The organism is Methylobacter sp. (genome assembly GCF_023227905.1).
Classification (GTDB): domain Bacteria; phylum Pseudomonadota; class Gammaproteobacteria; order Methylococcales; family Methylomonadaceae; genus Methylobacter_A.
Genome location: NZ_JALOCF010000004.1, coordinates 95588 through 120822, shown reverse-complemented (window position 1 = coordinate 120822; position 25235 = coordinate 95588). Strand labels below are relative to the sequence as shown.

Genomic DNA, 25235 nt, shown 5'->3' with positions numbered 1-25235 from the left:
GTGCGGAACAATCCTGACTGAGCCGAAGATACAAAGTGCAGCTCCCCAGCCAAGCGCCGGAAGGCAGAAATAAAAAAGGCCCCGATCAGATCGGAGCCTTTGGTATTCATGGTGCCCAGGGGCGGAATCGAACCGTCGACACGAGGATTTTCAGTCCTCTGCTCTACCGACTGAGCTACCTGGGCATTTTGATGTATTGCTGATTTTCTTTGCAGTGGTGCCCAGGGGCGGAATCGAACCGTCGACACGAGGATTTTCAGTCCTCTGCTCTACCGACTGAGCTACCTGGGCGGAACTACAAAAGAGCGCCATTAGACTCGATTATGCGCCGTCAGTCAATAAATAATGTTTTTATTGGGGTGAATTTTGGTCGGCCGGGATGCTTTCATTTCGGAACAGGTTGATAATAAAACCAAAGACTTTTTTCACGCCCATCCACAACCGCGGCAGCAGCCAGATCATCAGCAGGATAAAACCAGCCAACCCTATTAAAAACAGTACCGGATGATTGATGCTTGCCCAGACGCCGGTAATTACGATGGCATCCTCGCTGACCGATGCAATCCAGTTGCTAAAGGGTTCCGGCGAGGTGTTAATCAACACCCGGCTTCCGGCTTTGGTGGCGTGTGAACCTGCCGCCAAACTGCCGCCCAAAATGGCGGCTGTCAATCCAACGGCGGGATTCAAGTCGCCTATCGCGCCAGCCGCGAGCATGGCTCCGGCCGGGATGCGGATAAATGTATGTATTGCATCCCAGCCGGTGTCTACGCCCGGAGTTTTATCGGCAAAAAATTCGATACAGTACATGAGCCCCGCCGCACCCATGACCATCGGGTTGGCGACTATTTGCAAATCCGGCGGCAAGTCGATATTGCCGGTATTGGCAAGGTAGCCTAAAGTAAACAGTGTTGCGTACAGGTTAATCCCGCTAGCCCACGCCAGCCCCATCGATAATGCCAAGGTTGTTGATATCTGCTCCAATGCGTCCATAAGAATGCCTCTTTTTTGACTATTTTGCCGAGCGTAGCATAGTTTCCTGAATCGAAGCTAAACCGTATCCGTATCTCCCATACGCCCTGTTCTCATTTTTTCGCACATTTAAATGCAGACCATGTAAAATTGGTTCCATGTATTTGGTAATCTTAGGGTATTAAAGTGAGTTTTAGAGGAACAACGATACTTTCCGTCCGCCGGGGCGACAAAGTTGTAATCGGCGGTGACGGTCAGGTCACTTTGGGCAATACAGTTATGAAAGGCAATGCCCGCAAGGTACGCCGTCTATATCACGACAAAGTCATCGCCGGTTTTGCCGGAGCAACGGCGGACGCGTTCACTTTGTTTGAGCATTTTGAAGGCAAGCTGGAAAAGCACCGCGGCAATTTAACGCGCGCCGCCGTGGAAATGGCCAAAGACTGGCGCACCGACCGCGCTTTGCGCAAACTGGAAGCGTTGCTAACCATTGCCGATGCAAAAACGTCCCTGATTATTTCCGGTACCGGTGATGTAATCGAACCCGAATTCGACTTAATGGCAATTGGTTCCGGCGGCTCTTTTGCCCAGGCTGCCGCACGCGCATTGCTGGAAAACACCAACCTTAGCGCCCGTGAAATTGTTGAACGGTCTTTAAATATCGCTGCGGATATCTGTATTTACACCAACCACAATTTGCGTATTGAAGAACTCGACGCCGAACCTAACGAGTAAACAAATGACTCAAATGACTCCTAAAAAAATCGTAAGCGAGCTGGACAAGCATATTGTCGGCCAAACCAATGCCAAACGCGCTGTTGCCATCGCGCTACGCAACCGCTGGCGCCGTCAACAGATTGACAATGCCCTGCGCGAAGAAATCACGCCTAAAAATATTTTAATGATCGGCCCTACCGGGGTCGGTAAGACTGAAATTGCCCGTCGTCTTGCGCGTCTGGCAAATGCGCCTTTCATTAAAATTGAAGCCACCAAATTTACCGAAGTCGGCTATGTCGGCCGCGATGTCGATTCCATTGTCCGTGATTTAGTCGATACCGCTGTCAAAATGACCCGCACGCTGGAAATGGAGAAGGTTGAAAACAAGGCTTTCGATGCCGCCGAGGAACGGATTCTGGATATTCTGCTGCCCAGGGCGAACGGCGGCATGCTGTCCGATACCGAAGAATCGACCCGCCAAAAAATGCGCAAGAAGTTACGCGAAGGCGATCTGAACGACAAGGAAATTGAAATTGACGTGCATCTTGCACCGGTGGGCGTTGAAATCATGGCCCCTCCCGGCATGGAAGAAATGACCAACCAATTGCAAGGCATGTTTCAAAACCTGGGTTCGGGCAAAACCCGCTCCCGCAAAATGAAAATTAACAAAGCCCTGAAGGTTTTACAGGATGAGGAAGCTTCCAAGCTGGTTAATGAAGATGACATCCGGACACGCGCGGTCGAATCCGTAGAGCAAAACGGCATCGTTTTTCTGGACGAAATCGACAAAATCTGCAAACGTTCCGAACTGGGCGGAGGCAGCGGCGAAGTCTCCCGCGAGGGCGTACAGCGGGATTTGTTACCGCTGGTTGAAGGCACGACGGTCAGCACCAAGTACGGATCGATTAAAACCGACCATATTTTGTTTATCGCCTCCGGTGCGTTCCATTTGACCAAACCCTCGGACTTAATCCCTGAACTGCAAGGCCGTTTCCCTATCCGTGTTGAACTGGACGCTCTTTCAGCCGATGATTTTGTGCGCATCCTGACCGAGCCTGACGCCTCGCTGACCGAACAATATACTGCTCTATTAAGCACCGAGGGCGTATCGCTGTCGTTTTCCACAGACGGCATCAAGCGCATTGCGGAACTCGGTTGGCAAGTGAATGAAACCACCGAAAACATTGGCGCACGAAGACTGCACACCATTCTGGAGCGGTTACTCGAAGACATTTCCTATAACGCCCCTGATTTGATGGGAGAAAATATCCTTATCGATGCCGCTTACGTTGACGACCACTTAACCGAGTTTGTTGAAGACGAGGATTTGAGCCGTTATATTCTGTAGACACAAGGTTAAAGACAAAAATTTACCCTTCGCCTTGCGCCCTTAGCCTTTCGCCTTATATTGCCATGCGTCTAATCGTAAAACCCGCCAACACTCATCCGACTGAGATCAAGCTGCACCAGGTTTCCAATATTGTTGAAATCAGCTTTGATGACGGCAGCGTGTTTCAATTGCCGGCCGAATATTTGCGCGTCTACACGCCTTCGGCGGAAGCATTAGGCCACGGCCCCGGACAGGAAGTTCTACAGGTCAACAAGGAGGATGTCACCATTAAAGAGATCAGGCCGGTAGGCAATTACGCCATCGCCCTGGTCTTTAGCGACGGCCACGACAGCGGCATTTATACTTGGGATTTGTTGTATAAACTGGGTGCCGAATATCAGGCTTTATGGGCTGATTATCTTCACAGGCTGGACGCTGCCGGTTATAAACGCAAACAGCCGCTACAAAATTAACCGTTTTCGTGAACCTTGCGGAAACAAAATACGATTAAACGAACAGGTACAACGATGACCGACACCACCCATTTTGGATTTAAACAAGTAGCGACAGAAGAGAAGGTCAAGCTGGTCCGCGGCGTATTTGATTCCGTTGCCGGACAATACGACATCATGAACGACCTGATGTCATTGGGCATTCACCGCATCTGGAAACGCATTGCCGTGCAACTTAGCAATGTGCGCAAAGGCGACCAAGTGCTTGATCTGGCCGGCGGCACCGGCGACCTGACCACATTGTTCGAAAAGCGCGTAGGACCGGAAGGCCAAATAGTCCTGGCCGATATTAATTCCGAAATGCTGCGCACCGGGCGCGACCGGCTGATCGATAGAGGCTTGGTCGGCAATATCCGCTATGCGCAAGTCAATGCCGAATGCCTGCCCTTTGAAGACAACACTTTCGATTGCGTGTGCATCGCCTTCGGCCTGCGCAACGTCACCGATAAAGATGCCGCATTGCGTTCCATGTACCGCGTGCTTAAGCCAGGCGGCCGCGTTATCGTTCTGGAATTCTCGCACCCGGTCGATAAAATCACTGAAAAAGTCTACGATTTTTATTCGTTCAAGCTGCTACCCAAAATTGGCAAAGTGGTTGCGAAAGATGAAGACAGTTACCGCTACCTTGCCGAATCGATCCGCATGCATCCGAAACAGGATGAACTGAAAAAAATGATGGAAGACGCAGGCCTCGAGCGCTGCGAATACTTCAACATGACGCAAGGCATCGTCGCCGTTCACAGAGGTTACAAAATCTAGCATGACCATCAAACCCTTTCTGCTTGGCGCACTGGAAGCCACGCTGAATCAATACCTTGCACTGGACCAGGACAGCGGCTATTTTTTAGCGCCGCTGGCCGGCAAAGTCATTGCCGTTACCGTTCAGCCGTTTGATGACACCATTTACCTGTGCCCGACCACCGATTCCATTCAATGCCTGGACCAATTTCCCGGCCAGCCCGACACCCGCCTGACCGGCTCGCTTTGGGCGCTTGGCTTGATGGGACTCAGCTCGACACCGATGCGTTCCGTTTTCTCGGGCGAGGTAAAAATTGAGGGCGACATGCAGACCGGTCGCAAATTCCAGGAACTGTTCGCCAAGCTGGACATTGATCTGGAAGAAAAACTGTCGCAGTTTACCGGCGACATTATTGCGCATAAGGTGGCTAATTTTTTCCGCACCGGTCAAAGCTGGGGCAAGGATTCGCTTGAAACATTCAGGTTGAACGCCAAAGAATTCTTGCAGGAAGAAACCCGCGATTTACCGTCAGCGCCTGAAGTGGACATTTATTACGCCCAGGTTGATGAACTGCGTACCGATTTCGACCGTTTGCAAATCCGGATTGATCGCCTGAAAAGTACGTTGCAAAATAAAGCTTAATTATTCACCGCGAAGGCACGAAGTTTTACCTTATTTTTCTTCGTGAACTTCGTGTCTTCGTGGTGAATTTAGTTGATGGGTTTAAAAATACCACCCACCCTACAAACAAAGGTAACTCGTGATCCGACCTAAATTATTACTGCGCCTGATCCATATCAACTGGGTCCTGGTCTTTCACGGCCTGGACGAAATCGTTTTAAAAACCCATCTATTCCGGCCTGTCCGCTATTTAGCGTTTTTCTCCCCCAATTTCTGGCTTAGAAGCTCGTCAGATTCTCGCGGCGTCAGAATCCGGCGCGCACTGGAAGACCTTGGGCCTATTTATGTCAAATTCGGCCAGGCCTTATCCACCCGCAGAGACCTGCTACCCGATGACATCGCCGATGAACTGACCAAACTGCAAGACCGAGTCCCGCCTTTTGCCAATGAACTGGCGCGCAATATTATCGAAAAAGAACTCGGCATGCCGATCAGCGAAGCGTTTTCCGCTTTTGATGCCGAACCGCTGGCCTCGGCGTCAGTCGCACAGGTTCATACCGCCGTCTTGCACAGCGGCGAAAGCGTTGTGGTCAAAGTCCTGCGCCCCGACATAGAAAGCCGCATACGCTCGGACATAGGCCTGCTCTATGAGCTGGCCCGTTTTGCCGAACGCTTCTGGGCTGATGCAAGAAGGTTGCACCCTGTCGATGTCGTCGCCGAATTTGAAAAAACCACGCTGGATGAGCTCGACCTGGTCAGGGAAGCTGGCAATGCCGCTAAATTGCGCCGCAATTTCGAAGGCTCCGACATCATCTATATCCCGGAAATTCACTGGCCGCTAACGCGCCGGAAAGTCCTGGTCATGGAAAGAATTCAGGGCATACCGGTAGGCAACATCGACCAACTTGCAGCAGGCGGCGCCGATTTTAAATTGCTTGCCGAACGCGGCGTGGAAATCTTTTTTACCCAGGTTTTCAGGGATAATTTCTTCCATGCCGACATGCATCCGGGCAATATTTTCGTTGATCTGCCGGCCAAATATATCGCTGTTGATTTCGGCATCGTCGGCACTTTATCGTTGTCCGACCAGCACTATCTGGCGGAAAACTTTCTGGCTTTTTTCAACCGCGACTATCGCAAAGTGGCGGAAATGCACGTCGAATCGGGCTGGGTTTCCGAATCGACCCGGATAGAAGAGTTTGAGTCCGCGATACGTAGCGTTTGCGAGCCTATCTTTGAGAAACCGCTTAAAGATATCTCTTTCGGGCAGTTATTGCTGCGCTTATTCCAGACTGCACGGCGTTTTGACATGCATGTGCAACCGCAGCTGGTTTTGCTGCAAAAGACCCTGCTCAATATTGAAGGCTTGGGGCGCCAGCTTTACCCCGACCTGGACTTATGGCAAACCGCCAAGCCTTTTCTTGAGAAATGGTTTCATGAGCGCATGGGCCCTAAAGCCAAGATCGACAAACTCATCAAACAGTTTCCCGACTTTGCCGAGCAATTCCCGGAAATTCCGTCCTTGATTTATAAAGCGCTGGACAATGCCGCCCATGCAAAGCAGCATACCGAAACGCAAAACAGGGAATTAGCGCTGTTGCGCCAGCAAATGGATAACAATCACCGCAGAACGGTCTGGACTATGCTGCTCAGCGCAATCGTCATTAGTGCGGCAGTGTTGTTTCAATAAAGTCCGTACTAGACAGAATAATCACTGCATTTTTTCATACAACAATAGAGAGGTGCAAAAATGGTCACACTGGAAACGCCAATCTGTGATTCCGGCAAGAAAGCGATCGATTTTGAATTGCCCGGCGTTGACGGGCGTACTTGGTCCCTGCAACAGTGCATGGGCAAGAACGGCCTGCTGGTGATGTTTATCTGCAATCATTGCCCGTATGTCAAAGCCGTGCTGGACCGGATAGTCAGGGATACGCGGGAACTTAAGGCGCTGGGCGTCGGATCGGTAGCGATCATGTCCAACGATACGCTTGAATACCCCGCCGATTCATTCGACAACATGAAAAAGCTGTCCGAGCAATTAGGTTTCAGCTTCCCTTATTTGCTTGATGAAACGCAGCAAGTCGCCAAGGCTTACGGCGCCGTCTGTACGCCGGACTTTTTTGGCTATAATGCCGACTACGAACTGCAATACCGGGGGCGGCTGGATGCCAGCCGCAAGGAAACCGCGCCGGAAGGCACGCAACGCGAATTATTTGAAGCCATGAAGCTGGTTGCCGAAACCGGCCACGGCCCCAAAGAGCAAATCAACAGCATCGGCTGCTCGATCAAATGGAAGCAGGATTAACCAAACAGACATTGTCCACGAAACACACGAAAGGCACGAAAAATAGCAACTACCCTACCACTTTCGTACAAACGTACGGATTGTTCAAAGCTAACTTTGAACTCCGGCATCCACATCTCTGGAGTCCAAAGCTGGCTTTGGACAATTCAAGACAGGCTTTTGCCTACAGGGATATGCGATTAGTTACGAAAAATATAAAATTTTCGTGTCGCCTATAGGCGCCTACTGTTGGTTTTCGCGCCTTTCGTGGACAAACTGCTTTTTTTAGAATTAACAAACCAACCCACAACAATGAGAGCGTAATATGTCAATTAAGAGAATGGTAGATCTGGACTTGTCAGGCAAACGGGTATTAATCCGTCAGGATTTGAACGTACCGGTCAAAAACGGCAAAGTGACCAGCGACATTCGTATCCAGGCCAGCGTGCCAACTATTGAAAAAGCCCTGGCTGGGGGCGCGGCGGTTATGTTGATGTCGCATCTTGGCCGTCCGACTGAAGGCCAGTACGATGAAGAGTCTTCCCTGAAACCGGTCGCCGAACGTTTATCCGAATTGCTTGGCAAACCGGTCAGACTGGAAAAAGACTGGATCGACGGCATTGCCATTCAGCCGGGCGAAGTCGTGCTGTGCGAAAACGTGCGCTTCAATGCCGGCGAAGGCAAAAACGACGATACGCTGGGCAAGAAAATGGCGGCGCTTTGCGACGTATTTGTGATGGATGCTTTCGGCACCGCACATAGGGCGCAGGCATCGACCCACAGCGTGGCTAAATTTGCACCGATTGCCTGCGCGGGGCCTTTATTGTCCAGCGAACTGGACGCTCTGGGCAAAGCCCTGGAAACCCCGACCAAACCGTTGGTTGCGATCGTCGGCGGTTCTAAAGTGTCCACTAAATTGACGGTGCTAGATTCCCTGTCGGCAAAAGTCGACCAGTTGATCGTCGGCGGCGGTATTGCCAACACGTTTATTGCGGCCGCCGGTTTCCCGGTTGGCAAATCGCTGTATGAAGCCGATCTGCTGGATGAAGCCAAACGATTGATGGCAGCAGCCAAAAGCAACGGTTCCGATATTCCCGTCCCTGTCGACGTGGTTTGCGCGAAAGAATTTTCAGAAACCGCCGTTGCTACCGTTAAAAAAGTCGCTGACGTTGAAGCCGACGACATGATTATGGATATCGGTCCTGAAACTGCGAAACAATATGCCGAAATCCTGAAAACAGCAGGCACTATCGTTTGGAACGGACCGGTCGGCGTATTCGAATTCGACCAGTTCGGCGAAGGCACCAAAGCGCTGGCGACGGCGATTGCCGAAAGCGCGGCTTTCTCGATTGCCGGCGGCGGCGATACTTTGGCGGCTATCGACAAGTACGGCATTAATGATGACGTATCTTATACATCGACCGGCGGCGGCGCCTTCCTTGAATTTCTTGAAGGCAAAGAACTTCCTGCCGTTTCTGTGTTAAAATCACGATAACAAGTTAGGCGAAGGGCGAAAGGCGAAAGGCGAAAAAACCTTTTACCTTTTGCCTTTCGCCTTTTGCCTTAACTACACGCATCAGGATTAAAAATGGCCAGAATTACTATCGAAGATTGTTTACAAAGCGTTGAAAACCGCTTCAAGCTGGTTTTATTAGCCAGCACCAGAGCACGCCAACTGAGCCACGGTGCAACTGAATTTGTGCCACGCGGTAAGGACAAGGATACTGTGGTTGCGTTACGCGAAATCGCGGCAGGTCATGTTACGCCTGAAAATATCGCGTCCCTGCATCGTGTCGGCGAAGCGCACGATCATCAACAACATAACACGCTGTTTTAATTTGTAGAGCCTATGCTGGAAATAGCGGACACGATCGAGCTGGAACGCCCTCAGGACAAACTGATCCGGCGTTTATGCACGACCTTGTCCGGCTATCTGGATCAAGCTCAAATCGACCAATGCGTCCGTGCCTATGAAGTCGGCGCGAGAGCTCACGAAGGCCAATTCCGTAAAAGCGGCGAAGCCTACATTTGCCACCCTGTCTCTGTCGCAATCAGTCTTGCTGAAATGCGCATGGACGTCCACGGCATCATGGCCGCCATACTGCATGATGTCATTGAAGATACCCCGCTCAGTAAAAAAGAGCTGACCGAGCAGTTCGGCGCTGAAGTCGCTGAACTGGTTGACGGGGTTACCAAATTAAGCAAAATCGACAGTAAATCACAGGCGGAAACGCAAGCGGAAAATGTCCGCAAAATGTTTCTGGCCATGGCCAAGGATTTACGCGTCATTATCGTCAAACTGGCGGACAGACTGCACAACATGCAGACGCTCGGCGTCATGCCGGCGGCAAAAAAGCGCCGCATCGCCCGTGAAACCCTGGACATCTACGCCCCGATTGCCAATCGCCTGGGCATGAATAGTATCCGGCAAAAACTCGAGGCACTGAGTTTTGAAGCGATGTACCCGATGCGGCATGCGGTCTTAAATAATGCCGTAAAAAAAGCGCGGGGCAACCGCCGCAAGATTGTCGACATCATAGAAAACACCATCAAAAATCGCCTGAAAGAGGCTTGCCTAAACTGCGACGTTGCCGGACGGGAAAAGAACCTTTACAGCATTTACAAAAAAATGCTCAACAAAAAGATTTCCCTGGCCGACATTTTTGATGTCTATGCGTTCAGGATTTTCTGCGATGATGTGGATACCTGTTACCGTGTTTTAGGGGTTATGCATAACCTGTACAAACCGATTCCCGGACGCTTCAAAGATTATATCGCCCTACCCAAGGCCAATGGCTATCAATCGTTGCATTCGATATTAATGGGACCTTACGGCGTGCCCATTGAGGTTCAAATCAGGACGCATGAAATGCATCGTATGTCGGAATCCGGCATTGCCGCGCATTGGCTGTATAAATCCGATGACGATAAAATGGAGAAATTCCAGGACCGCGCCAACGAGTGGCTCAGGGATTTGCTGGAAATCCAAAAATCCGCCGGCGATTCGCTGGAATTTATCGATAACCTGAAAGTGGACCTGTTTCCGCAGGAAGTCTTCGTATTCACCCCCCAGGGCGCGATTATCAAACTGCCTCGCGGCGCGACCATTATCGATTTTGCCTATGCGGTACATACCGACGTAGGTAATGCCTGCGTCTCAGCCAGAATCGACAAACAGCTGGTACCGCTGCAAACCAAGCTGGAAAATGGCGTCACTGTCGAAGTCATTACCGCGTCGTGGGCCAGGCCCAATCCGCTTTGGCTCAATTATGTCATTACCGCCAAAGCCCGTTCAGGCATCCGCAATTACCTGAAACATTTCAAACAGCAGGAAGCGATTAATCTGGGTCGCCGTTTGCTCGAAAAAGAACTGCTGTCCATGCATCTGCATCTGGAAAACGTCAGCAAAGACAAAATACAAGCCTTGCTGCAAGTCATGTCCAAACAATCGCTGGATGAATTGCTGGAAGACATAGGACTGGGCAATAAAATGCCGTTTTTAGTCGCCAAACGTATCGCTCAGGATGATATTAACGCCACCATTAAACTGGATGACGGTGACCAATCTCAGAAAAAACCGCTGATTATCAAAGGCACGGAGGGCATGGTCATTACCCTGGCAAAATGTTGCAGGCCGATTCCGGGCGATTCGATCATCGGCTATTTCAATCCCGGCAAAGGCATCGTCGTGCATCATCATGAGTGCCGTAACAGTGCCGTCAGAAAAAAACAAACCAACTGGCTGGATGTCGAATGGAGCCAGGATGCCAGCGGCGATTTTCCGGTTGAAATCCGCATAGAAATACTCAACCAACGCGGTTCGCTGGCGACCATCGCTTCGACTATTTCCGAACAAAATTCCAACATTGAAAATGTCACCGTCGTCGACCAGGATGACCGCATTAGCGTCGATTTAATCACCTTGACCGTCAAAGACCGGGTGCATTTAGCCAAAATTATGCGTCGCTTGAAAGAACTATCGATCGTGTTAAAAATTACTCGAGTTAAAGCATAAAGGATCCAAAATGAGCAAACAAATCATCCAAACCGATAAAGCGCCGCAAGCTATCGGCACTTATTCGCAAGCGGTCAGGGTTGATCGCACGGTTTATCTTTCAGGACAAATCCCTTTGGTGCCTGAAACCATGACCATTATTGAAGGCGATATAAGCGCGCAAATCACCCAGGTATTCGATAACTTGCTCGCAGTTGCAGAAGCCGCGGGCGGCGATTTTTCGGACATCGTCAAGTTGAATGTTTTTTTGACCGACTTGGCGCACTTCCCGCTAGTCAACGAAATCATGGGGCGTTATTTCCAGGCCCCCTACCCCGCGCGCGCCGCTATCGGCGTTGCCGCTTTGCCTAAAGACGCCGATGTGGAAATGGATGCGATTATGGTATTAAAGCCTCAGGAATATCCGGCTTGTTGAATGACACTGCATTTACGGATTTAAACGGATGAAGAAAGGCAGAGGGTACAAGGCGAACACCCCATCTTTTGCCCTTTGCCTTGTGCCTATAATATCTCTATGAAGAAGTTCAGTTTTATTAATAATATAGCCGCATGAAAACCCCGAACGCCCTGAACCAACCGGTCGGCATATTGACGGGAATAGGCGCTCAAACCGCAAACCGTCTGCAAAAACTCGGCCTTTGCACACTTCAAGACTTAATTTTTCATTTGCCCCTGCGTTATGAAGACCGCACCCGCGTTTACCCGATCGGCTCATTAAGGCCGGGCATGACGGTGCTGATCACCGGCAAGGTTGAATTTGTCGACGTTTTGCCCAGAGGCCGGAAAAGCCTGATTTGCCGAATCAGCGACGGCACCGGCTTTATCAACCTGAGGTTCTTCCACTTTTCCGCCAGCCAGCATAATGCGCTAAAGCCCGGCACGGCTATCAGCTGTTTTGCCGAAGTGCGCTACGGATTTGCCGGGCTGGAAATGGTTCATCCCGAATACAAGGTCATCGCTCACCCTGACGAATGCGTAACGGAATCACGCTTGACCCCGGTTTACCCGCTAACCGAAGGGCTCAGCCAGAACGTCATACGCAAGGCGGTCAAACAGGCTCTAGAGCTGTGCAAGCACGAACCGGAACTGTTGACCGACTGGATACCCGAACCGATCCTAAGGCAATACCGTTACCCTACCCTGGCCAGCGCAATCCAGACGCTTCATGCGCCTGATGAATCGGTATCGATTGAAGCCTTGCAAAACGGCAGCGTACCTGCGCTAAAACGGCTGGCCTTTGAAGAGCTGCTGGCGCATTACTTAAGCCTGAGAATAACCAGGAACAAAACCAAAGCCTGGCAAGCACCCTCGTTCACCGTAGGCGCGGCCGAAAAAACCGCCACAGAACATTTCATCCGCTCCTTGCCGTTTAAACTGACCGGCGCACAACAACGGGTTATCGCAGAAATTGAAGCCGATTGCGCGCTGCTGCACCCGATGATGCGTCTGGTGCAGGGTGATGTCGGCTCAGGTAAAACCGTCGTCTCCGCTTATGCGGCATTACTGGCGTTAACGGCGGGTTATCAGGTTGCGGTGATGGCGCCGACCGAGTTGCTGGCGGAACAACATTTCCGTAATTTCAGCGCGTGGTTTAGCGGCTTTGAAACCCAGGTAGCGTATTTAACCGGCCAACTCAAAGGCAATGCCAGGAAAGCCGTTTTACAAGTACTGGAGGATGGCACGGCGGGCATTATCATCGGCACGCACGCCTTATTTCAAGACAGCGTGAACTTTCATCGCCTCGGCCTGATTATTATCGACGAGCAACACCGTTTCGGCGTACACCAGCGGCTGGCGCTCAGGGAAAAAGGCCAGCAGGAAGGCATCAGGCCGCACCAGTTAGTGATGACCGCCACGCCGATTCCCCGTACGCTGGCGATGCTGCAATATTCCGACCTGGATATATCCATTATCGACGAGCTGCCGCCGGGCAGAAAGCCGATCGTCACCAGCGTGATTCCGGCCGACCGGCGCGCCGATGTGATCAATCGGATCAACAGCTGGGTCGGCAAAAAAAAGCAAGTCTACTGGGTCTGTACGCTGATTGAAGAATCGGAAGTTTTGCAGTGCGAGGCGGCCGAAAAAACCGCAGAAGTGCTGACCCAAGCCTTGCCGGACGTGCGCGTCGCGCTGATCCACGGGCGCATGAAGTCAGCCGAAAAAGACGCCGTCATGCAGGCGTTTAAAAACCATCAAATTGATTTGCTGGTCGCCACGACCGTCATCGAAGTCGGCGTCGACGTGCCCAATGCCGGATTAATGATTATCGAAAACCCGGAACGGCTCGGGCTGTCGCAACTGCATCAGCTGCGCGGGCGGGTCGGCCGCGGCAATGACGACAGTTATTGCCTGCTGATGTATCAGGCGCCGTTGTCCGATACCGCCCGTTACCGCTTGGGCGTTCTACGGGACAGTAACGATGGCTTTGTGATTGCTGAAAAAGACCTTGAGTTGCGCGGCCCCGGCGAAGTCATGGGCACAAGGCAGACCGGGCAAATGCAATTTAAAATTGCCGATTTAGCCAGGGACGCCGATTTGCTGGCGGCCATTCAACAAATCGGCGACGCTTTTTTTACCCGCTCGCCCGAAGCCATCGAACCTTTGCGTGACCGTTGGCTGGGTGCGTCTACAGAATATTCCGAGGTTTAATCCAATTGGCTAACAAAAGCTTTTTATTCAAGTGGGAACCCTTATGGCTGGAAAACCGCTCAGGCACCCGTCATACCCTGCCGGAAAATGTCCAGTCATGGACTTATGAGCCGGGATCGTTGACCCAGCGTCTGCGCGATTATTACGGCGATGCGATTGGCGTTAAAGTTCTGCTACAGCAATGGAGTACGCCGTTCTTAAGCGAGCGCAGGCTGCTTAAATTGCGCGAAAACAGGTACAGCCTGATCCGTGAAGTGTTGCTACACGCCGACGGCAAGCCGCTGATTTTAGCCAGAACCATTATCCCGGCAAAAACCATCAAAGTCGCCAAAAGCAACTTGGCTCATCTAGGCAGCCGTCCATTGGGGGAAGTGATATTTTCTTATCCAAAACTCGAGCGCATCGAGATGGATGTCACCTTGATTGATCAGCCAACATGGGCACCATCGGCGATAGCCAAAGCTAACATTGACCAACCGGTCTGGGGCAGAAGAACCGTTTATGCGATTGCGCACCGGCAAATGCTGGTTAGTGAGTTTTTTTTACCGGGAGTTTTAGACGTTTTTTAGCAGGACCAGAAGATGTGTCCATCGAGCCTTAAACAGGAGTGCAAGCTTCGCATAAAGCGCCTGCTTTTGGTGCTGGCAAGGCAGGCGAAGCTTGCACTCCGAGCCCACTAAGCCCTTAAAAACAATAAGAACATAAATTCCATGCAAATTAAGCCAAATGAAATAGACATCAACGAAGCAGAACCTTTTGCTAATGATTTATTAGATCGTCAAAGTGAAATCAAAAACTTAACTCCGATTATTTTAAATGTTCAAGCTCCGTTGGTTTTAAGTCTTGATTCTTCATGGGGAACTGGCAAAACCACCTTTACTAAGTTGTGGCGAGCTTACTTACAAAATGAGCAAAGACAGTCAGTTTATTTTAATGCCTGGGAAACTGATTATGCAGAAGACCCATTGATTGTCCTGGTTGCAGAATTGGATAAGTGGGTAAAAGCCACTAATAATCCAACACGAATAGATCAATGGACTGTTAATGTTAGAAAAGTCCTTCCCGGTATTGCAAAACGCGCAGCAATTGCAGGTGTAAAAGCCGCAACTTTGGGCGCATTGGAAGTTGATAAACAAATGGAAGGCGTTACTGCCGATTTAATGGGCGGGCTTACTAGTGACTTACTGGATGACTTCAACAAACAGTCAAAAGCAATAGACGAGTTTAAAAAAATTGTTACAACAGCTTTGGAAGATCTGGGTGACGATCAAAAAAACCTAATCATATTTATTGACGAACTGGATCGTTGCCGTCCAACTTATGCGATAGAGCTATTGGAACGGTTAAAACACCTGTTTGACATAAAGCGGCTAGTGTTTGTTTTATCGACAGATATGACCCAGCTGGCTCACAGCATCCGAGGCGTTTATGGACATGAATTTGACGCAACAAAATACTTGCGACGTTTTATCGATTTGGATTATTCGCTTAAAAAGCCTAATAACAAAAATTACATCGAAAGCCAATTAAAAAACATTCACTTCGCGAGCCGAACTGAAAGACCTACCGCACAGCATGGCGTCATAGAGTGTTGTAATTTAATGTCCAAGCGATTCGATCTTAAATTAAGAGACATTAATCTTCTGTTGACTCGCATCAGCTTAATTTCATGCTCAATATCTGTAAATGACTATTTCGATGAATTCCTACTGATTCCCTTGTTGATACTTAGAGATCAAAACAAAGCACTTTATGATAGTTATGCTGAATCATCCAGTGTAGCGGACGATGTTATTACATTTATTGGTCAAGAATTGTCTTTGGATGAACGACAAGATCGAGCTTTTTGCTTAATAAGTGCCTATTTGATTGTTCCCGAATTCTATAATCGTACTGACCGATACGAGGAATTAATTCAACCTTATAAAGAGATAGAAAAATCTCCCGACTATCGTGGCAATAGAGTATTAAAACTTATTGACGGTATTACCAATAACAGAGGTTATGTCGAACATAAATCCATAATTAAAAGAATCGAACTTTTACAGCAATTTGCTATGGATACTTAAGCCTCTATGTCGCATTGGCAATAACAACAGCCCGTTTGGGGGCCTGCAAGCCTTCGCAAGTCAGTTGCGGATTATCCGCATCCAAAGCATCCTTTAGCGAATTAAAAGTCATCCATTCAGTGGTTCGCTGCTCTTCAATGCTGGTTACGGTCACATCAACCACGCGGATATTTTTAAAACCGCAACGCGTTAACCAGCTGATCAACGTGTCACAACTGGGTAAAAACCAGACGTTGCGCATCTTGGCGTAGCGGTCTTCCGGCATTAAGACTTGACCCAGGCCACCATCGATAACCAGCGTTTCCAACACCAACTCGCCGCCGGGTTTCAGGCAGTCCCTTAGTTCCATCAGATGGTCGATAGGCGAACGGCGATGGTACAACACACCCATCGAAAATACTGTATCGAAGGCTTTGAGGCCATAAGGCATGTCTTCTATGCCCATCGGCAAAACGTAGACCGGCGCCTCGCCATACAATTTTCTAATCAGCTGGAACTGCATCACATTGAGCATCATGGGATCGATGCCGACCACCATTTTGGCCCCGGCTCCGAGCATACGCCAGCAATGATAGCCATTGCCGCAGCCTACATCCAAAACCAGCCGGTGTTGCAGCGGTGCGATATGGTCTTTTAGCCTGTCCCACTTCCAGTCCGACCGCCATTCCGTGTCTATATGGATACCGAATAAGTCGTAGGGGCCTTTACGCCAGGGACACAGCGTTTTTAACTGGCTTTCAAGCTGCTTTTTTGCGGCCTCGGCGAGCGCCAGGGAGGGTGTGAATGTCGCAAGACTGCCGGGAGCCGTCGCAACCAAGTCATCAGAATTGCCTATCTGTACCGCATCGGCATCAAGCAGCCGGTGTGCGGTGAATAATTCCGGCACACTATCGACCAATGCCTGCCATTGCGCTAAATTGCCATGTCTGGCTGGATCAAAGCCCCGCTCAAGCTGCTGCGGCAGCATTTTTGCCCAGGCATCGGCCTTGGCATCAATCAGTGCATCATATAAGGGTTGGTAGTCAATCATTTCAGCGCAATGAGGAAAATAAAGTAGAACAGTGAACCAGCCTGTGCTGCATGGCTAAAGCCAGCTTGCCGCCAGCGGTTTTAATGTAGGATGAAAAACTTCGAGAATCAGCACATTTTCAGAGCGGTAATTTTAAACTGATTTTAAGATCGCTATAACTTTGTGCTTTTTAATGCATGATGCATTTGGGTCTGCAATTCCTGTTGCTGTTTGTTATCGAATTTGAGCTTTCCGACTGGATTAATCAAAAATGAAATCGTACGGAGTAGAACGGGGAATAGAGCTGTAGGGCAAATTCATTCTCGCTAGCGGATAAATTTGCCCTTACAGGAATAACGTGTTTTCGATGCTTAAGAATTAGCCATTCGCCGCCGGTTTGGCCGCCAGCGCTTCGGCATTACGCTTAACCAGCCCTTCAATCACCGCGTTTAATGAACCTTTGGCTTGAACTTCCTGAGAAAAAGTTGTGCGGTAGTTGGTCACCAAACTCACGCCTTCAATCATAATATCGTAGGCTTTCCATTCGCCGCCGCTCAGCAGCATCCGGTAATTAACGCCGATGGGTTGTATGCCAGGCTGTAAGACTTCTGTTTTTACAATGACTTTTTTATCATCATTGCCCATTTCAAGAGGCAGAAAACGGACTGACCAATCGTTGAACTCTACAAAGGCCCGTGAATAGGTTCTTACCAGCAAAGTCTGGAATTCATGTTTAAAACGCGCGCGTTCATCAACAGTTGCTGTTTTCCAGATTTTACCCAGAACCAATTCTGAAATTCTGTCGAAATCGGTATGCGGATAGATAACTTCATTAACAAATTGTGTGATTTTTGCAAAATCCTTGGTAAACGACTTATCTTGCATCCTTTGCTGCAATTTTTCAGAAGCCGTGTGTATCGCTTGTTGCGGGGGCAACAAATCTTCCGCAACGGCTTTAGTAACAGGCATCAAGCCCAGTAAAAATGCCAATATACCGAATATTGTAACTTGTTTAGTTTTCATAAAACCCTCTAAAATTAAACCAGTGCGTGTTCTTATCTCAAATATCAGTGTGGTAATTTCCCTGATACAATAAACAGCATAATATCCAAGTCTTAAATTTACCTGACTTAGAGAAGAAAAATGGATATTCCCCAAACCCTTAGATCTAAGGATAAGATGACATATAATAACATCAATTTCCCTCAAACACGTATGAGAAGAATGCGTTATAACGATTTTTCCCGTCGTTTAATGCGCGAAAATCGCTTATCTGTCGATGACCTAATTTATCCGATGTTTGTCACTGAAGGCTCAAATCAACGGGAGTCCATCTCATCCATGCCGGGCGTGGAACGGCTCTCGCTGGATCTGCTGATTGAAGAGGCTCATCAGCTTTATAATCTTGGCATCCCGGCCATTGCACTGTTTCCTGTGACATCTGCCGATAAAAAATCGGAACAAGCGGCTGAAGCCTATAACCCTGACGGCCTGATTCAGCGTAGCGTGCGAGCCTTAAAAAAAGCCGTTCCCGAATTAGGCATCATTACCGATGTCGCGCTGGACCCCTTCACTAGCCATGGACAGGATGGCCTGGTCAACCGGGACGGCTATGTGATGAATGATGAAACCATTGAGGTATTGACCCGGCAGGCGCTGTCTCATGCCGAAGCCGGAGCCGATATTATTGCCCCGTCGGACATGATGGACGGCCGTATCGGTGCCATAAGAAAGGCGCTGGAAAACCAAAACCATGTCAACACGCTGATACTCGCGTATTCCGCCAAATATGCCTCCAGTTTTTATGGCCCGTTCCGGGATGCGGTGGGTTCCGCCGGAACGCTGGGCAAAGGCAACAAATACAGCTATCAAATGGACCCGGCCAACTCCGATGAAGCCATGCGCGAAATACAGCTGGATTTACAAGAAGGTGCGGATATGGTCATGGTCAAGCCCGGCATGCCTTATCTGGACATTATCCGCCGGGTTAAAGACCAATACGGCGTGCCAACGTTCGCCTATCAGGTCAGCGGCGAATACGCGATGCTCAAAGCCGCCTCCATGAACGGCTGGCTGGATGAAAAACAAGTCGTTCTGGAATCTTTGCTGGCCTTCAAGCGCGCCGGTTGCGACGCCATCCTGACCTACTACGCCAAATCTGTAGCCCAATGGTTGCAGGCAGACCAACAGTAAGCGCCTTAACGCGATGCGGATATTTTGAATAACTTTTAATCTAACAACTGAAAAGTGAGGGCTGTTTCATGTCAGAAGACAATCTAATCACCGAAAAAAGAAGATTTCATATCGAAGAAGCCATTCTGGTTTTGCTGCTGATCTTGTCTCTAGTCGGCATCGGTATTATGGATTTCTCACCCGCAGACGGTTATGGCTACTGGCTTATTATGGTGCTCCTGTTTGGTTTGTCTGCGATGATTATCGGCTGGGTGCAATCCAAGCACCGTAGTGACGATTTCAAGATCATACTGCGTGAGCAATCGATACACTGGGCCACATCGTTGCTCGTCGTTGGCGGGCTGTTTTTAATCCACCAATCCGGGCGCATAGACGAACAAGACGCCGGCCGTATTATCCTGCTGATTTTATCGCTTTCAACCATATTGGACGGCCTGCGCGTAGGCTGGCGCTTTAGCTTGGTCGGCCTGTTCCTGGGCGTCGCCGCTGTGGTTTCGGTCTATACCCTGCACTTTCTCTGGGTGGAATTGGGCATCGCCATTTTAATAGTTGCTGTGACTATTGCATGGGAGTTATGGATGGAAAAAAAGGCGCAATTATGGTCTTAACCGATCGCTATGCCGTCTTTGGTTGTCCGATCAAACACAGCAAATCGCCGCGCATTCACCGCCTTTTTGCCGAACAGACCGGACAAACGCTTGGCTATACCGCGGTGGAAGTGCCCGCCGAACAGTTCCGAACTGCCGTTGCGACATTTTTCGCTGAAGGCGGCAAAGGCTTAAATTGCACCGTGCCGCTGAAAGAGCTCGCCTGGAGCTACGCCGACCGTAAAACCGAACGCGCTGAGCTTAGCAAGGCGGTCAACACGCTCGCGTTACTGGCGGATGGTTCCATCTTAGGTGATAACACCGACGGCATAGGTCTGGTAACAGACTTGACCGCTAATCATGGCATCGCTTTAGCGGGCATGCGCATACTGATTCTAGGTGCCGGCGGCGCCAGCCGGGGGATCATAGCCCCGATACTTGAGCAATCCCCGCAATCCCTTGTGATCGCTAACCGCACCGTTGATAAGGCCGTCAAGCTGGCCGCAGAATTTCACGACAAAGGCAAAATCCCTATTACCGGCAGCGGATTTGATGATTTGGAAAACCGGCAATTCGATTTGATTTTAAACGCGACGTCAGCCAGTTTGAGCGGGCAATTGCCGCTACTGCCGCCCGGATTATTGGCTGCACAGGGCAGCTGTTACGATCTTGCTTACGGTAACGAACCGACCGCGTTTGTGCGCTGGGGACTGGAAAATCATGCTGCAAAAAGTCTGGATGGACTGGGCATGCTGGTCGAGCAGGCGGCGGAAGCTTTTTTCATCTGGCGTGGTATTCGACCCAAGACTCGGTCTGTTATTGAATTGCTGAATTCAGAACGGCAACCCTGACCTGAACAAGCGGCTCATAGCCGCTTACTAAACTTAAGCATCTGCCATTTCTCCAGAAGTCTCTGTAACTTTTCTACATTTGCGGGTTTAACCATATATTCGTCAAACCCTGCGGCATCTAATCTCTCCGGATTATTCGACAGTTCATAGCCAGACAAGCCAATAATAAGCATCTCGCCCAGTTCAATGCTTTGATGTAGCTTTTCTGCGACCTCATAACCATCCATGACCGGCAGCCCGATATCAAGAATAACGACTTGCGGCCGATTGACCTTTGCCATTTCAAGCGCCGACAGACCGTCATGAGCTATCCACACCCGATAACCTTTATGTTCCAACACCATAGCCAGACTTTCAGCTGCTTCACAGTAGTCATCCACGATCAGGATACCAAGTTCCCCATTAGTAGACGATGGATGAACCTTAGCGATCACGGCTGCCTTATTCTCCGGTAGGCTGACCAGTGGCAGCCGAACCACGAATTCGCTACCTTGGCCCAGGCCCGCACTGAACGCCTGCACATCGCCGCCATGCATTACAACTAATCTATGGACAAGAGATAAACCAATGCCCAATCCACCCTGGGAGCGGGCCATGTCGGAATCCACCTGATAGAACAGCTCGAACAAGTGAGGCAAGGCCGATAACTCGATTCCACAGCCTGTATCGCAAACATGGATAAAAACTTTGTTTTCAGATTGCTCGACCCCCACCTCAATGCGCCCACCATTCTCTGTATATTTGACCGCATTACTGAGAAGATTCGCTAAGACCTGAGTCAATCTGACTTGATCGCCTTCGACTTGTAACGGCTGCGGAGGAAGCGTTAGTGAGAATTCTTGCTGGCGAGCATCAATCAGCGGACGTACGGTTTCTACAGCGGGTAGTATGAAATCCGCCACCAACAGAGGCTCTTTCTTAAGCTTGATCTTACCCAGAGTAATGCGGGAAATATCCAGCAGATCATCAACCAATTGGCTCAGATGTCCAACCTGTCGCTCGATAACATTGCCACACCAGGAAATCCGCGCTGCCTCTATTCCCTCCATTTTCAGTAACTGTGCAACGTTGTGCATCGGCCCCAAAGGATTACGTAGTTCATGGGCCAACATAGCAAGAAATTCATCCTTGCGACGATCGGCATCTTTCAGAGCTTGTTCTGCCTGCTTGCGTTCTGTGATATCCCGGATGACGGCGAGCTGGCCGGAATGGGGGCCGTTGACTGAGTGCAGGCGCGTTACTGAGGACTCGGCATGGATGACTTCACCGTTGCGTTTGACGTGGACATTCTCACCGCGCCAGTAGCCGGTCTCGCTGAGAGCCGCGATCATCTTGTCTGCATCGCCGGGTTGGAGCCAGCGGCATTGGAAAATCTCCGTCACAAGACGCCCAAGCGCTTCGGAGGCGGTGATTCCATATTGTTGTTCGGCGGAAGCATTGAGATAAGTTACATGTTGATCGTCGTCCACAACGATGACCGCATCACTGATTTGCGCAAGAATTTCGCCGCGAAAACGGTTTAATTCGGCGTCTTGACCTTGTAAAGTATAAATTTGCGAACCGTTGGACGTTTCGATCACCAGCGCATCAATTTCACCGCTACGGATCGCCCGTAGAGTTTCCTCAGCCTCATCCAGCCGGGCGCGTAACTCGGCGTTTGCGGCTAGAAGAGCTTGTTCGACAGTAAATTGAGTCGACATTACGGAAACTTAGGCTGAAGAATTCTTGTCATTATTCACCTTGCGCAAATCCAGCCCGAGGAGGATACGCTCGGTCTGAGACATATCGCCGATGAATCGACGTAAAGGCAGTGGCAACTTTTTGATCAAAGTAGGCGCAGCGACAATTTGCTCACCCTCAGCCAGCGTCGGGTTCTGAGAAATATCCACAACTTCCAAGTCATAGCGTCCTTGCAGATGCTCCTCGCAAATCTTGCGGATATTCACGATCGCCTTCGTGGAACGCGATGTGGTGCCGGTAATGTAGAGTTTCAAGATGTAGCACGCATTGTCGGGAGATTCGATGGCGCCTTCCATTGCCTCAAGTTCGGTCGGTGGTGAAGCGCTATTTTTCATTAATGATCAGGCCTCCACAGGCTGCACATCGAGACCGACCAATACATGTTCTTCATTGGACAGATCGCCGATGATTTTCTTGATCGGTTCCGGCAAGCGGCGAACCAACGTCGGTATGGCGAAAATCTGGTCACCGGCAGCGAGTTGCGGAGTCTTCAGCAAATCGATAACCTCGATGCGGTACTGGCCGGCAAGATGAGTCTCACAGATGCGCTTGAGATTGTCGAACGCAGCAAGCGATTTCGGAGTATGCCCGGCGACGTAAAGACGCAACTCATAAAGCTGTTCTTCGGGAGGATTCATTAATGGTGGGATGTCATTCATTGGCTTCCTTTTGTCCGGCACTTGCCGGTTTTGACATCGCCGCGCAGGTGCGTCATGGCTTCGATGTTTTTCTGCACAGTTTTTTCCTGAAAAGTCTGTTGTGCAATGGCGAAGCTCATCTCAGCCGCTTCCGACTCCGCCTCGGCTTGCAACGCGGCGATCTGCGCCTCAATCGCTTTTTGCTTACTGGCCAGCCGGTGCAGCTTGCGCTCGTGGTCTTGCCTGCGCAGTTCGGCGGCGACACGTTCGTGGGTTTCCTGGGCTAAGCGCGCGGCGCCGGTCAGCACGCGGTCAGGACCGAGATACACATCCACAAGGTCGATACCCTTGTCGCTTAGAACAAACTCGCGTATTTGATTCGAGTGCGCCATGCCGCGCGATTTCAGCACATAAACTGTACGGTTGCGCTCGCCGTTGAACTCAACATTGCGCAGCAGCAGCCAGGTATCCATCAGCGACGATACGCCTATCTGCGAATCTTCCGGCGTTACGCCGCCTATCGTGAGGCTGGTAAACAATGTAGTGATCTGCTGCTGCTTGAGAAAATCGATGAGCCGCATCAGGGTCGGTTTGACCTCTATCTCATTACGCTCGAGCGTGAGATTACTGATCGGATCGACAGCGATTACGCTCGGGCGGAAGGCCTGCACTATATCGTACATCATCACCAGATGCTGCTCCAGCCCTTGTAACGTGGGGCGAGATGAGTGAATCTGCAATAGGCCTTTTTTCACCCAGGGCTCAAGGTCGATGCCGATCGAGCGCATGTTACGCAGGATTTGTGCACTTGACTCTTCGTAGGCGAAAAGTAGTGCGCGTTCACCGCGTTGGCATGCGGCATTGAGGAAGGTTGCGCTAATACTGCTCTTGCCTGTGCCCGGCGAGCCGGAAATGAGTATGCTGCTGCCCAGGAACACGCCTTTGCCTCCGAGCATATCGTCGAGCCGTGCGATGCCCGTAGAGATACGCTGCGCCGAGGCTCCGTGATCAAGCCGAAGTGATGTGATCGGCAGCACCGAAAGGCCGTGCTCGCCGATAAGAAAAGGATATTCATTGGTGCCGTGAGCCGAGCCGCGATACTTCAGCACGCGCAGCCTACGGGTAGAAATCTGCTCGGTCACACGCTGATCGAGCACGATAACGCAATCGGCCACGTATTCTTCCAAGCCATAACGGGTGATGGTCGCATCTCCCTTCTCGCCGGTGATAACCGCTGTCATGCCGCGGTCCTTCAGCCAGCGGAACAGGCGGCGCAGTTCCGCGCGCAGGATGGCATGGTTCGGCAAACCGGCAAAAAGCGCCTCAATCGTATCGAGCACCACTCGTTTGGCGCCGATAGTGTCAATCGCGTACCCGAGCCGGATGAACAACCCTTCGAGATCATACTCGCCGGTTTCCTCAATCTCACTGCGTTCAATATGGACGTAATCGAGCACGATCTTTTGTTCGGCCACCAGCTGGTCCAGATTGAAGCCGAGCGAGCGCACATTAGCAGTAAGCTCTGCCGCGCTTTCTTCGAACATCATGAACACGCCCGGCTCGCCAAATTGCATCGCCCCATGCACCAGAAATTCCATTGCTAGCATGGTCTTACCGCATCCTGCGCTGCCGCAGACCAGTGTAGGCCGACCTGTAGGCAACCCGCCGCCGGTGATTTCGTCCAACCCCTGAATACCGGTAGGCGATTTGGGGAGAGTCGGAAACATAATAAGAGGCTGGCTATTCTTATTTGACATAGATAGTTGGTTTTTAGATTGTAAAGAATGCAACGATCATTGGTATCTTTGGTCGGAATGGGGAATTTAGGATATAAAACTCAAGCCACACACCCCGCACATACAGTCGCTAATTCCAAAACACCCAGTATGATCTAGAATTTTATTACCTGTATGTAGCCAAGAGTCGACCGCTCCCATTGATAAGAACGTTACGTTGCATTGTTAAATCGTACATTTTGGGCATGCAGGGCATCACGCTGATATCACATTTATATTTAAAATATCATTCTTAAATATACGGAAAATGGTAAAAATGAGAATTAGCCGATTCAGATCGTAAATCAGTGTATGAAGCGGATTGCGAACTTAACGGACAAAGAGCGTGAATAACACATAATGCCACTTCTACCTGTTGCTTTTCATATTGCAAACCCGCCATAGAAATTGTTATCTGTTGAGATGTCTGCCTTTTTCTCCCAGTGAAAATTTTTTTCAGCTGTTTAATAACTATATCAAGTTAGAAGAATGCAAATGAATCCGTACAACCACTTAGTGATTGGTACGATACTG

Annotated in this window: 24 protein-coding genes and 2 tRNA genes; 17 read left to right on the top strand and 9 right to left on the bottom strand. The window is 50.1% G+C overall.

Features of this window, described 5'->3' with window-relative positions; genetic code table 11:
- Positions 1-109: 109 nt before the first annotated feature.
- From M0R47_RS02910 to M0R47_RS02900, 3 genes are all read right to left on the bottom strand, one after another.
- Positions 110-185, bottom strand: a tRNA-Phe gene (locus M0R47_RS02910).
- A 30-nt stretch (positions 186-215) separates the two neighbouring features.
- Positions 216-291: transfer RNA gene (locus tag M0R47_RS02905), tRNA-Phe, on the bottom strand.
- Between the two features lie 60 nt (positions 292-351).
- Positions 352-990, bottom strand: a complete 639-nt coding sequence (locus tag M0R47_RS02900; protein ID WP_292550067.1) for a DUF4126 domain-containing protein — start codon at positions 988-990, stop codon at positions 352-354.
- Positions 991-1155: 165 nt separating this feature from the next.
- Between M0R47_RS02900 and hslV the strand changes: the two genes are divergently transcribed.
- The 14 genes from hslV to M0R47_RS02830 all read left to right on the top strand — a co-directional run bounded on the left by hslV (position 1156) and on the right by M0R47_RS02830 (position 15908).
- Entirely contained in the window at positions 1156-1704 is a 549-nt protein-coding gene (gene hslV, locus M0R47_RS02895) for an ATP-dependent protease subunit HslV (RefSeq protein WP_292550064.1), read from the top strand.
- Positions 1705-1708: 4 nt separating this feature from the next.
- Positions 1709-3034 carry an ATP-dependent protease ATPase subunit HslU gene (gene hslU / locus M0R47_RS02890; RefSeq protein WP_292550061.1) on the top strand — a complete coding sequence of 442 codons (1326 nt, stop codon included), beginning with the start codon at positions 1709-1711 and terminating at the stop codon, positions 3032-3034.
- 65 nt (positions 3035-3099) lie between these two features.
- Positions 3100-3489, top strand: a complete 390-nt coding sequence (locus tag M0R47_RS02885) for a DUF971 domain-containing protein (RefSeq protein ID WP_292550058.1) — start codon at positions 3100-3102, stop codon at positions 3487-3489.
- A 54-nt stretch (positions 3490-3543) separates the two neighbouring features.
- A complete protein-coding gene (gene ubiE, locus M0R47_RS02880) occupies positions 3544-4287 on the top strand; it encodes a bifunctional demethylmenaquinone methyltransferase/2-methoxy-6-polyprenyl-1,4-benzoquinol methylase UbiE (protein WP_292550055.1) in 744 nt (247 codons plus the stop codon).
- A 1-nt stretch (position 4288) separates the two neighbouring features.
- The gene (locus M0R47_RS02875; protein ID WP_292550053.1) at positions 4289-4909 is read left to right on the top strand and encodes an SCP2 sterol-binding domain-containing protein; all 621 of its coding nucleotides are present in this window, start codon (positions 4289-4291) and stop codon (positions 4907-4909) included.
- 118 nt (positions 4910-5027) lie between these two features.
- Positions 5028-6578 (top strand): ubiquinone biosynthesis regulatory protein kinase UbiB, encoded by a 1551-nt coding sequence (gene ubiB, locus M0R47_RS02870; RefSeq protein ID WP_292550050.1) that lies wholly within the window; start codon positions 5028-5030, stop codon positions 6576-6578.
- Positions 6579-6638: 60 nt separating this feature from the next.
- The gene (locus M0R47_RS02865; RefSeq protein WP_292550047.1) at positions 6639-7196 is read left to right on the top strand and encodes a thioredoxin family protein; all 558 of its coding nucleotides are present in this window, start codon (positions 6639-6641) and stop codon (positions 7194-7196) included.
- Positions 7197-7500: 304 nt separating this feature from the next.
- A complete protein-coding gene (locus tag M0R47_RS02860; RefSeq protein ID WP_292550044.1) occupies positions 7501-8670 on the top strand; it encodes a phosphoglycerate kinase in 1170 nt (389 codons plus the stop codon).
- A gap of 93 nt (positions 8671-8763) precedes the next feature.
- Positions 8764-9012, top strand: coding sequence for a DNA-directed RNA polymerase subunit omega (gene rpoZ / locus M0R47_RS02855; protein WP_292550041.1), 249 nt, complete (start codon positions 8764-8766; stop codon positions 9010-9012).
- Positions 9013-9024: 12 nt separating this feature from the next.
- Positions 9025-11190 (top strand): RelA/SpoT family protein, encoded by a 2166-nt coding sequence (locus M0R47_RS02850; protein WP_292550038.1) that lies wholly within the window; start codon positions 9025-9027, stop codon positions 11188-11190.
- 10 nt (positions 11191-11200) lie between these two features.
- Positions 11201-11605, top strand: coding sequence for a RidA family protein (locus tag M0R47_RS02845; protein ID WP_292550035.1), 405 nt, complete (start codon positions 11201-11203; stop codon positions 11603-11605).
- Positions 11606-11739: 134 nt separating this feature from the next.
- Positions 11740-13839 (top strand): ATP-dependent DNA helicase RecG, encoded by a 2100-nt coding sequence (gene recG / locus M0R47_RS02840; RefSeq protein WP_292550033.1) that lies wholly within the window; start codon positions 11740-11742, stop codon positions 13837-13839.
- Positions 13840-13844: 5 nt separating this feature from the next.
- On the top strand, positions 13845-14408 hold the full coding sequence (locus M0R47_RS02835; RefSeq protein WP_292550029.1) for a chorismate lyase: 564 nt from the start codon (positions 13845-13847) through the stop codon (positions 14406-14408).
- 141 nt (positions 14409-14549) lie between these two features.
- Entirely contained in the window at positions 14550-15908 is a 1359-nt protein-coding gene (locus M0R47_RS02830; protein ID WP_292550025.1) for a P-loop NTPase fold protein, read from the top strand.
- A 4-nt stretch (positions 15909-15912) separates the two neighbouring features.
- Here the strand turns inward: M0R47_RS02830 and cmoB are convergent, their stop codons facing one another.
- Both cmoB and M0R47_RS02820 read right to left on the bottom strand, forming a co-directional pair.
- On the bottom strand, positions 15913-16938 hold the full coding sequence (cmoB, locus tag M0R47_RS02825; protein WP_292550022.1) for a tRNA 5-methoxyuridine(34)/uridine 5-oxyacetic acid(34) synthase CmoB: 1026 nt from the start codon (positions 16936-16938) through the stop codon (positions 15913-15915).
- A gap of 357 nt (positions 16939-17295) precedes the next feature.
- Positions 17296-17940 carry a phospholipid-binding protein MlaC gene (locus M0R47_RS02820; protein WP_292550017.1) on the bottom strand — a complete coding sequence of 215 codons (645 nt, stop codon included), beginning with the start codon at positions 17938-17940 and terminating at the stop codon, positions 17296-17298.
- Positions 17941-18096: 156 nt separating this feature from the next.
- On the opposite strand from M0R47_RS02820, the gene hemB reads away from it, so the two are divergent.
- From hemB to aroE, 3 genes are all read left to right on the top strand, one after another.
- On the top strand, positions 18097-19110 hold the full coding sequence (gene hemB, locus M0R47_RS02815) for a porphobilinogen synthase (protein WP_292550015.1): 1014 nt from the start codon (positions 18097-18099) through the stop codon (positions 19108-19110).
- Positions 19111-19178: 68 nt separating this feature from the next.
- Positions 19179-19718 carry a hypothetical protein gene (locus M0R47_RS02810; protein ID WP_292550013.1) on the top strand — a complete coding sequence of 180 codons (540 nt, stop codon included), beginning with the start codon at positions 19179-19181 and terminating at the stop codon, positions 19716-19718.
- On the top strand, positions 19709-20548 hold the full coding sequence (aroE, locus tag M0R47_RS02805; RefSeq protein WP_292550011.1) for a shikimate dehydrogenase: 840 nt from the start codon (positions 19709-19711) through the stop codon (positions 20546-20548). Before M0R47_RS02810 ends, aroE begins: the two co-directional genes overlap by 10 nt.
- A gap of 14 nt (positions 20549-20562) precedes the next feature.
- Here aroE and M0R47_RS02800 read toward each other — a convergent pair whose 3' ends face one another.
- Genes M0R47_RS02800 through kaiC form a run of 4 tightly spaced genes read right to left on the bottom strand, consistent with a single transcriptional unit; the run spans position 20563 to position 24653 of the window.
- Positions 20563-22248 (bottom strand): ATP-binding protein, encoded by a 1686-nt coding sequence (locus tag M0R47_RS02800; protein WP_292550009.1) that lies wholly within the window; start codon positions 22246-22248, stop codon positions 20563-20565.
- A gap of 9 nt (positions 22249-22257) precedes the next feature.
- On the bottom strand, positions 22258-22623 hold the full coding sequence (locus tag M0R47_RS02795; RefSeq protein WP_292550006.1) for a circadian clock KaiB family protein: 366 nt from the start codon (positions 22621-22623) through the stop codon (positions 22258-22260).
- Positions 22624-22629: 6 nt separating this feature from the next.
- On the bottom strand, positions 22630-22947 hold the full coding sequence (locus tag M0R47_RS02790; RefSeq protein ID WP_292550003.1) for a circadian clock KaiB family protein: 318 nt from the start codon (positions 22945-22947) through the stop codon (positions 22630-22632).
- Complete coding sequence (kaiC, locus tag M0R47_RS02785) at positions 22944-24653, bottom strand: circadian clock protein KaiC (protein ID WP_292549999.1); 1710 nt, start codon at positions 24651-24653, stop codon at positions 22944-22946. The genes M0R47_RS02790 and kaiC overlap by 4 nt, the downstream gene beginning before the upstream one ends.
- Between the last annotated feature and the right edge of the window lie 582 nt (positions 24654-25235).